The sequence below is a fragment of the Arthrobacter sp. genome (assembly GCF_031179385.1).
GTDB lineage: Bacteria > Actinomycetota > Actinomycetes > Actinomycetales > Micrococcaceae > Arthrobacter_D.
This window is the reverse complement of the sequence record NZ_JAPSHV010000115.1, coordinates 1-8,001: the sequence shown is the minus strand read 5'-3', so window position 1 is coordinate 8,001 and position 8,001 is coordinate 1. Positions and strand designations below refer to the sequence as shown.

At 62.8% G+C, this 8,001-nt stretch carries 11 protein-coding genes; 1 reads left to right on the top strand and 10 read right to left on the bottom strand.

Features of this window, described 5'->3' with window-relative positions:
• From RIF85_RS13200 to RIF85_RS13160, 9 genes are all read right to left on the bottom strand, one after another.
• Window positions 1-809, bottom strand: an 809-nt coding sequence (locus tag RIF85_RS13200) for a formate/nitrite transporter family protein (protein ID WP_309072361.1), incomplete at its 3' end; no start/stop codon positions are given.
• A 194-nt stretch (window positions 810-1,003) separates the two neighbouring features.
• Complete coding sequence (locus RIF85_RS13195) at window positions 1,004-1,981, bottom strand: DMT family transporter (protein WP_309072360.1); 978 nt, start codon at window positions 1,979-1,981, stop codon at window positions 1,004-1,006.
• 94 nt (window positions 1,982-2,075) lie between these two features.
• On the bottom strand, window positions 2,076-2,654 hold the full coding sequence (locus tag RIF85_RS13190; RefSeq protein WP_309072359.1) for an HhH-GPD-type base excision DNA repair protein: 579 nt from the start codon (window positions 2,652-2,654) through the stop codon (window positions 2,076-2,078).
• A 9-nt stretch (window positions 2,655-2,663) separates the two neighbouring features.
• Entirely contained in the window at window positions 2,664-2,939 is a 276-nt protein-coding gene (locus RIF85_RS13185; protein ID WP_309072358.1) for a winged helix-turn-helix domain-containing protein, read from the bottom strand.
• Between the two features lie 111 nt (window positions 2,940-3,050).
• Window positions 3,051-4,103, bottom strand: a complete 1,053-nt coding sequence (locus tag RIF85_RS13180; RefSeq protein ID WP_309072357.1) for a TerC family protein — start codon at window positions 4,101-4,103, stop codon at window positions 3,051-3,053.
• A 180-nt stretch (window positions 4,104-4,283) separates the two neighbouring features.
• Window positions 4,284-4,715 (bottom strand): DUF1761 domain-containing protein, encoded by a 432-nt coding sequence (locus tag RIF85_RS13175; RefSeq protein WP_309072356.1) that lies wholly within the window; start codon window positions 4,713-4,715, stop codon window positions 4,284-4,286.
• A 14-nt stretch (window positions 4,716-4,729) separates the two neighbouring features.
• Window positions 4,730-5,062 carry a hypothetical protein gene (locus tag RIF85_RS13170; RefSeq protein ID WP_309072355.1) on the bottom strand — a complete coding sequence of 111 codons (333 nt, stop codon included), beginning with the start codon at window positions 5,060-5,062 and terminating at the stop codon, window positions 4,730-4,732.
• Window positions 5,063-5,101: 39 nt separating this feature from the next.
• A complete protein-coding gene (locus tag RIF85_RS13165) occupies window positions 5,102-5,692 on the bottom strand; it encodes a hypothetical protein (RefSeq protein ID WP_309072354.1) in 591 nt (196 codons plus the stop codon).
• Between the two features lie 41 nt (window positions 5,693-5,733).
• Entirely contained in the window at window positions 5,734-7,071 is a 1,338-nt protein-coding gene (locus RIF85_RS13160) for an MATE family efflux transporter (RefSeq protein ID WP_309072353.1), read from the bottom strand.
• 96 nt (window positions 7,072-7,167) lie between these two features.
• On the opposite strand from RIF85_RS13160, the gene RIF85_RS13155 reads away from it, so the two are divergent.
• Window positions 7,168-7,401, top strand: a complete 234-nt coding sequence (locus RIF85_RS13155; protein ID WP_309072352.1) for a hypothetical protein — start codon at window positions 7,168-7,170, stop codon at window positions 7,399-7,401.
• A gap of 19 nt (window positions 7,402-7,420) precedes the next feature.
• On the opposite strand, the gene RIF85_RS13150 is transcribed toward RIF85_RS13155, so the two are convergent.
• A partial coding sequence (locus RIF85_RS13150) for a TetR/AcrR family transcriptional regulator (RefSeq protein WP_309072351.1) occupies window positions 7,421-8,001 on the bottom strand: 581 nt, incomplete at its 5' end.

Here is an 8,001-nt window from a genome sequence, read left to right as displayed (position 1 = left end):
ACAGCGTTGGACGGCGCCTTTGTCCGCGCGTGCGTGATGTAGAGGGGAAGCGCAGTGAACAGCAGGCCGCCGACGAGGTTACCGAGCACCGTCGGGATCTCATTCCACACCAGATAGTCGAGAACGGTGAACTGGCCGCCAAGCAACAGACCTGATGGGAAGAGGAACATGTTGACGATCGAATGCTCGAAGCCCATGAAAAAGAACAGCATGATCGGCATCCACATGACGATCACTTTCCCGGGAACATCCTTGGCGATCATGGCACCGACCACGCCGATCGAAACCATCCAGTTGCACAACATTCCACGGACGAACAGTGTCAGCATCCCGGAGGCGCCGTGCTCGGCATAGCCGAGGGTGCGTCCCTCACCGATGTGGCCGATGGCGACACCGACTTCGTTCGGTGGGATGGCGAAACCGTAGGTGACGACTACCGCCATCAGCACGGCCACGGTGAACGCTCCGATGAAGTTTCCGACGAACACCAGCCCCCAGTTGCGAAGGACACCGCGCACCGTCACGCCCGGTCGCTTATCGAGCAAGGCAAGGGGCGTCAGGACGAATACCCCGGTCAGCAGGTCGTAGCCGAGCAAATACAGGAGTATGAACCCGACCGGAAAGAGAACCGCCCCCGCCAGTGGGATGCCGGTGGTGACGCTCACCGTGACGGCGAACGCCGCAGCCAGGGACAACAGCGCACCGGCCATTGCCGCGCGCACTACGGTGTCGCGGGTGGACATGAATACCTTCGACGCACCGACGTCGATCATGGTCGTGATCAGGTCACCAGGCTTCACATAAGACATAGCGGCAGGCTCCAGGGCTCTTCAGGCGGTCCAACTTGGGCAGCTTGAAAAACGGTAGGTGCCCGGCATTTCAGTGAAGTTTCCTTGAAGGCGCTTCCGCGTTACATCCAGCCCACCCGGCCGATCGCCCGCGGTGAGGAGTACACACGGTGCATAGGGACGGAACCTGTCCGCTTCAGGCCGCTCGGACCGGTTCAGCCACCCGGAACAGTGGGCACGGCCTCGACGACGTTGGGCTGGTCGAGCGGGTCCGCTGCGTCCGGGTTTCGACGCAGTTCGTCGATCCGCACCAGAATCACTCCGCCCACAATGAGTGCGCCGCCGAGCAACTGAACCAGCGACGGGAGTTCACCCAGAATCAACCAGGACGTAAGAACCGCAAACATAACCTCAGTGAGCCCGACAAAAGACGCCACCTTCGAGCCCAGGCGGCGCGCAGCGAAAATGCCCGTGACGTAGGAGAATACGGTGGCGATGAGGACAAGCGCCAGAACCGGAACCAGCCAGGAAGTCTGCCAGCCGGCAAGACTGACGTCGCGGAATTCGAAGGCGAAGGGCATAACGCCGACGAGGCCGAGAATCAGAATAGTGAGTGCGCCGACTACCATGCCGCCGCCGGCCATGACGAGAGGCGGCAGGTCATCGTCAGCCTTCGCGGACATCACGAAGAAAACCGCCAGGCATACAGCTGCGCCCAACCCGTAGAGCACCCCGACGGGGTCGAGGCGCTGGTCGCCCGTGAGGTCGAGGACGAGCAGGAGCCCGAGCATAGCCGCAACGGACCCGCTCACCGTCAACCTGCTGGGAGCACGCCCGGAGCGCAGCCACAACCATCCAACGATGAGTACCGGTGCAAGATACTCCAACAGCAGGGAGACGCCCACAGACATGCGCTGAACCGCACTGAAATAGAAGAACTGACACAGGGCGATCGCGGTCGCTCCGTAAATGATCAGGGTCAGGGCATTGCCGCGGAGGGTGCCCCAGCGTCCGCGCAGGGCAATGATCACCGGGATGGCCAGCACCAGGGCGGCACCGCCGATGCGAATTCCGACGGCGGCGCCAGGGCTCCAGCCGATCTCCAGGAGGGACTTCGCGAAAGGTCCGGATACCCCGAATGAAGCGGCGGACATCAACGCGAACCATAGTCCGGTGGCGGTACCGCTTCTCATTGCTCTCCTCAGGGCGTCATAACCAAAACAAATCTATGGTGATGACGGTAGACGCCGGGTTCGTCATGAGTCAAGCGCAATTACACCCATGACGTCACGAAGTCTTCTTGGCCGCCGCCTTCGCTGCCCGCTTGGTTTCCCGTACCTTCGCCAGGGATTCAGGATCGACGATGTCGGCTACGGAACGATAGCTGCCTTCATCACCGTAGGAGCCGGCTGATTCTCGCCAACCTTGCCCGGCGTATCCGTAGCGTTTCCCCAGAAGCGCGAGGAAGATCTTCGCCTTCTGATCACCGAACCCGGGGAGGTCCTTCAGTCTGCGCAGCACCTCCGGGCCGTCCGGTTCACCGCGCGTCCAGATTGCTGCGGCGTTGCCGTCCCATTCACCAACCACGGTTCGACACAGCGACTGGATGCGTGCGGCCATATTCCCGGGATAGCGATGGACCGCCGGAGGAGTGCGGCACAGTTCAATGAAACTCTCCGCCTCGTGATCAGCGATGGCGGCGGCATCGAACGAACCGAGCCGTTCCTTGATTTTCGCCGGACCGGCGAAGGCCGTTTCCATCGCGACCTGCTGGTCGAGGAGCATGCCCACCAGAAGGGCAAGCGGATCGTTGGACAGCAACTCATCGGCCGTGCTGTCCCCGGTGATATTCACGTGTGGAGCCATTGCTCCATGCTAGCGATCGCCGTCGTCGTCCGTTCTCCCATAGCGCGGGGCTTCCGAGAAGATCTGCAGTAGCGCGCCGACCTCATGGTCGGATTCTGCCGGATGCCTGAAGGGCCGGTCGCCATCCACCCGATAAGTCGTTCGGCGCCCCTCCCTCAACCGCTGTATATACCCGGCCTCCTCGAGATCCTTCAAGATGCTGAGTGTGGCGCGGCGCGTGATGCCCACGCGGTGAGCTATCTCTTCAACGCGGATGTGCGGTTCCGCGGCTACAGCAAGCAGCACGTGACCATGGTTGGTCAGAATCGTCCACGAGGGACGGCGGCTGCCGCCCCTCGTGGATGAAGGCTCCCCATCTGATGTCGGGTCCCCCGCCTCACCCGACATACCGCCTCCTTAATCGCTGTTGGGCCCGCTGCCGGAACTCGATCCGGCCACCAAGCCATTCTTACCCCGGAGCGGCTGGATTTCAGCCATTTCTTCTTCTGTTGCCTTCCGGAAGGGAGAGCCCGACGGCGAGGACAACCCGCACCGTCCCTGTCCCCGCGTTGCCACCAGGCTCGCTGCAATGGCGACCGCCAGAATGGTGATGATCACCGTGAGGGAGACAGTCGTCGGAATGTAGTAGAGGTCGACCTTGAGCATCATCTTGATTCCCACCCAGACAAGCACCAGGGCCAGCCCCACCTTCAGGTAGATGAACCGGTGAATCAGGTCCGCCAGAAGGAAGTACATGGCACGCAGGCCCAGGATCGCGAACGCGTTGGCGGTGAATACGAGGAAAACCTCATCGGTCACGGCGAAGATCGCGGGGATGGAATCGACGGCGAAAACGATATCTGTCACCTCAACCATCACCAGGACCGCCAGCAACGGGGTAGCCAGCAGCACGCCGCCCTTGCGCACGAGGAGTCGCTGACCATAGAAGCTGTCGGTCATGGGCACGAAGCGTCGAAAGAGCTTAAGCGTCCGTGACCGCTCTGGATCGATGTGCTCGTCACGCTGTTTGAGCATTCTGTAGCCGGTGAAGATCAGGAAGGCAGCGAACAGGTAGAGCACCCACTCCGCACCCGAGATGATGGCGGAGCCGGCAGCAATAAAGATCCCACGGAATACGAGGGCTCCCAGGACGCCGAGGAAGAGAACCCGGTGCTGATATTCGCGGGGAACTCCGAAGAACGCGAAGATGATCGCCCAGACAAAGACGTTGTCCACGGCCAGCGACTTCTCGATCACATATCCGGCAAAGTACTGCTGTCCGAATTCCGCGCCATAGCCGAGCCATACTACGCCGCCGAACGCGACACCCATGAGAACCCAGACCGCCGACCAGGCGGCTGCTTCACGGACGGAGATGATGTGAGCGCGCCGATGCGCGACGAGGTCGATGGTCAGCATGAGAAGAATCAGGCCGATGACGGCGAACCAGAGCCACAGGGGCACATTCATGGGAAACCCACTTCCAGTCAGTTGGTACTAACTGGAGGTCTCTCCCGGCCGGTGGCGGGCCCGTCCACCGGGAGGCGCTGGGGCCGCCGTAATGACGATGGACTGGTTGGGGGATACTCCCCTCCGTACAAACAGTGAACCAGAGTTCACCTTTTCAGGCAACAGAGCGTGCTGCTGCGCCTAGGCTCCGCTGATCCCCATGAGACCGATGACGAGAGCCATGACAACGAAGGTCACCAGCTCATGCGCACAGTTGAGCACCGTGAGTCCGGCTGGCCGTCCCTCGAAGGCGTCATGGGTGATGAATCGGGAGGCGGTGAAGCCGGCCCACAGGATGACGGCGGTAACGAGTGTGTTCATCAGGAAGTTGCCGCCGTAGAACTCCTGGGCAATCGCGGCGCTGCCCGCCAGAACCCAGGCGCTGATGAAGCTCACTACCAAAGTGATGAGGATCGGCTTGACGGCGTCCTTTGCGTCTCCGCTGGGATTCACCTTGGCGAGCCGCATCCAGTAGTTGCCGAACACCCTCGGTGTGTACCAGATGGTGCCCACCACCATGGTGGAGAGGGTGGCAATAATGACAGCGAGGACGTTGATCTCGGGAACAGCCACGGACGCTCCTTTTCCTAACCGGCGTTGTCGCCGTTGTGGGGGTTGGTCCCGCGGGGATTGCCGTGCTCATCGAGATTCGCCGCACCGCCCCTGATCTTGGAGGACGAGCGGTTGATGCCGGTTCCCTTACCCAGATGATCGTCGTTGGGCTTCTCAGTCATCAGCAGGAGGGCGCTGATAACGAGCGAGGCGATGAACGCTATGCCCGCGGCGGTCAGGCCGAGGTCTATGCGCGGTTCGCGGGTACCACCGCCGGTTGCAAAGACCATGGTGGCAGCACCGGCCACCGCAGCGAGAACGGCAGAGAAGATGAGCGGACCCTTGACGCCCTTAACCTGCTTGGACACGGTGCCTTCTCCTCAATATTTTCTACGAATAGTAGAAATCTAGTTTACGGGGTTGGTGCGGGTGGCCGAACCGGCAGCCGCACTGAGATCGTGCCGGTAGCTGAGCGCGGCAAGAGCGAGCACGACGGCGGTGATCACCGCACCGCCTCCCGCCACACCGAGCAGGGCGTGTGCCCCGAGGGCCTCGAACACCGGAAGCAACCCGCCTGTCAGCACGGAGACAGTGCCGGTCAGGAGGAAATCCCGGGCGGCCAGATGCGTGCCGCGGTTCCTGCCCCATACCACCAGGTAAACGATGCCCATCAGGACGAGGGCGAGGGCGCCGGTTCCGCTGAACATGCGGTCCGAGTGGACCCACAGATTAAGCAGCCCCGCAACGGCCAGGAAGACCGGCACCGTCCGGGTGAGCCACAGGGGCACTGCGTCCTGCGCCCTGAGGCTCCTCTCCGTGAGGTGAACGGCTACAGCCAGCCCCAGAAAGTACAGGCCTCCCGCGACAGACATCACGTGCACGGAGGGCTGACTCCAGAAAATTGTCAGCAGTCCGAAGGCCCCGGCAACCGCCGCGTGCAGCAAAAAGGCGCGCCACAGCGCGGGAGATGCGGACTTGTCAGCCGATTCCTCGCTCATCGAGGCCTTCCTCTGGGCGGTTGGACGTTGCAAGTTTAGTCCTAGGCCACACCAGTAACCATCCAGCGATCATCGCGGACACGCCAGCCAAGGGTCAGTGCACGGGCCAGCATGAAACCCACACCGAAGGCAGCCCACAGCCAGGCGATTCCCGCGGGCCCGCTGAGGTCCGCTGCGAACACCAGAACCAGCAATGGAATGTACAGGACGAGATTGACGACGCCGGCGAGCGCCAGATACCGAGCATCCCCTGCTCCGATGAGCACGCCATCCAACACGAAGACATAGCCGCAGATGGGTTGCGCCGCGGCCAAGACCCAGAGACCGACGGTAAAGGCCGTTCGCACGCCTTCATCGGATGTAAAGATCCAGTCGAGGAATGGTGCGACGGCGGCAAGCAGGATCCCGGTCAGGAAGCCGAACGCCACACCCCAGCGAACCATGGTGCGGGTCAGGGCGTGGGCGAGCGGGCGGTTGCCTGCTCCCAGTTCCTTGCCAATGAGCGCTTGGGCGGCGATTGCCAGGGCATCCAGCGCGAACGCGAGGAGGGTGAAAATGGTCATCACCAACTGATGTGCCGCGAGCGAAACAGACCCTTGTGCCGTAGCGACGAACACCGTTGCCAGAATTGCGATGCGCAGGCTCGCGGTGCGCAGCATCAGCCAGGAGCCCACCCGGGCGGTAGCACGCACCCCCAGCCAGGTGGGGCGCAGCGCAACGGAGTTCCTGCGGGAGAAACGAACGATGATGACGAGATAGACGGTTGCCATACCCCATTGCGCGATGCTGGTCCCCAGCGCCGAACCGGCAACGGAGAGCCCCGCTCCATAGACCAGCAGGAAGTTCAGCACGATATTCGCCCCAAACCCTGCTCCCGCTACGACCAGCGGTGTCCGGGTGTCCTGGAGCCCCCTGAGCACGCCCGTGGCTGCGAGGACAACCAGCATGGCCGTGAGACCGGGCATCGAATAGCGGAGGTAGTCCACGGCGAATTGGTGAACCTGCCCTTCCGCACCCATTGCGGATGCAAGCGCAGGCGCGAGAACCCAGCCGAGGACCGAGAGGACAACGCCGAGCGCAAAAGCCAGACCGACGCCGTCGCGCCCTGCAGCGACGGCGTCCGGCATACGGCCGGCGCCCAGGAAACGGGCTACCGCAGGGGTGGTTGAGTACGCGAGGAAGACCATGAGGCCGACAGCGGTCTGCAGAACCGTTGAGGCCAGCCCCACCCCTGCCAGCTCTTCCACACCAAGGTGCCCCACGATTGCGGAGTCGGCCAGAAGGAAAAGAGGCTCGGCGATGAGCGCGCCAAGCGCGGGTACGGCGAGCCTGAGGATGGAACGGCTGAGCTGGCGCCGGTCGGGGACGGTGGCTGTCACGAAACCAAGCCTAGGCGCCGCTCCCGACAAAGCGGGCGAGGTGTCTTCCCTTTCCACTCGCTAGGCTTGGTCTTCAGGCCTCTGCGAAGGAGAAACGTGAAAGTTGGAGTGAAGCACTTCATTGCCGGTGGTGTGCTCATTCTTCTGAGTACTCTCTTCATTCCGGAAGGGATGTCCGGATTTGCGAGGTCGGCAGCTTTCGGTGAACCCGTGCAGGCGATATCGGGGGTGCTCCTCGCCGTCGGCGCTGTCCTGGTGGTAGCCGCGATCGCGCTGTTCGCCCGCGGGCACGTCCTGCGCTACAGGGCTCGGATGCGCGGCACCAGATAAAACTGTCGCGACCGGAGCGTCATAGGCCCTTTTCGACCATATCGAGCAGCCGGCTCGCGGCAAACGTCCGCTGTTCCACGTCGAGACCCTGCAAAGGTCCATCGATGACCAGCATTGCAAGCCCGTGCACCGAGGACCAGGCAAGGAACTCGGCGCCGAGGCGGCGTTCCGGGGGCAGGACGCCCGCTTCAACCAGTCCGTCGAGCGCTAGCGATAACAGTTGAAACGGCGTCAGGCCGCTGTCCCCCGCCGAGTCCGCCGTACCGGCGTCACGCAAGTCAACGTGTTCAAAGAACGCGGTCCGGAAAAGCCCGGGCTGGGTCTGCGCGAACCGCAGGTAGCCGGCACCGACGGCCCGTAGACGGGCCTTCGCGGTGGCGCCGTCGTCGTCATCGGACTGAAGGATTTTCGACTGCTCAGCCTCGATCGAGCGCGCCAGCTCGGCCTGCGCTGCCATCGACACCGCATGCAGGAGGGCCCGCTTGTCGGCGAAGTGCCGGTAGGCAGCATTCGGTGTCACCCCGGTGCGGCGCGTCACTTCACGAAGTACGACGGCGGACGGCCCGCCTTCCCGGGCAAGGTCAGTGCCAGCTGCTACCA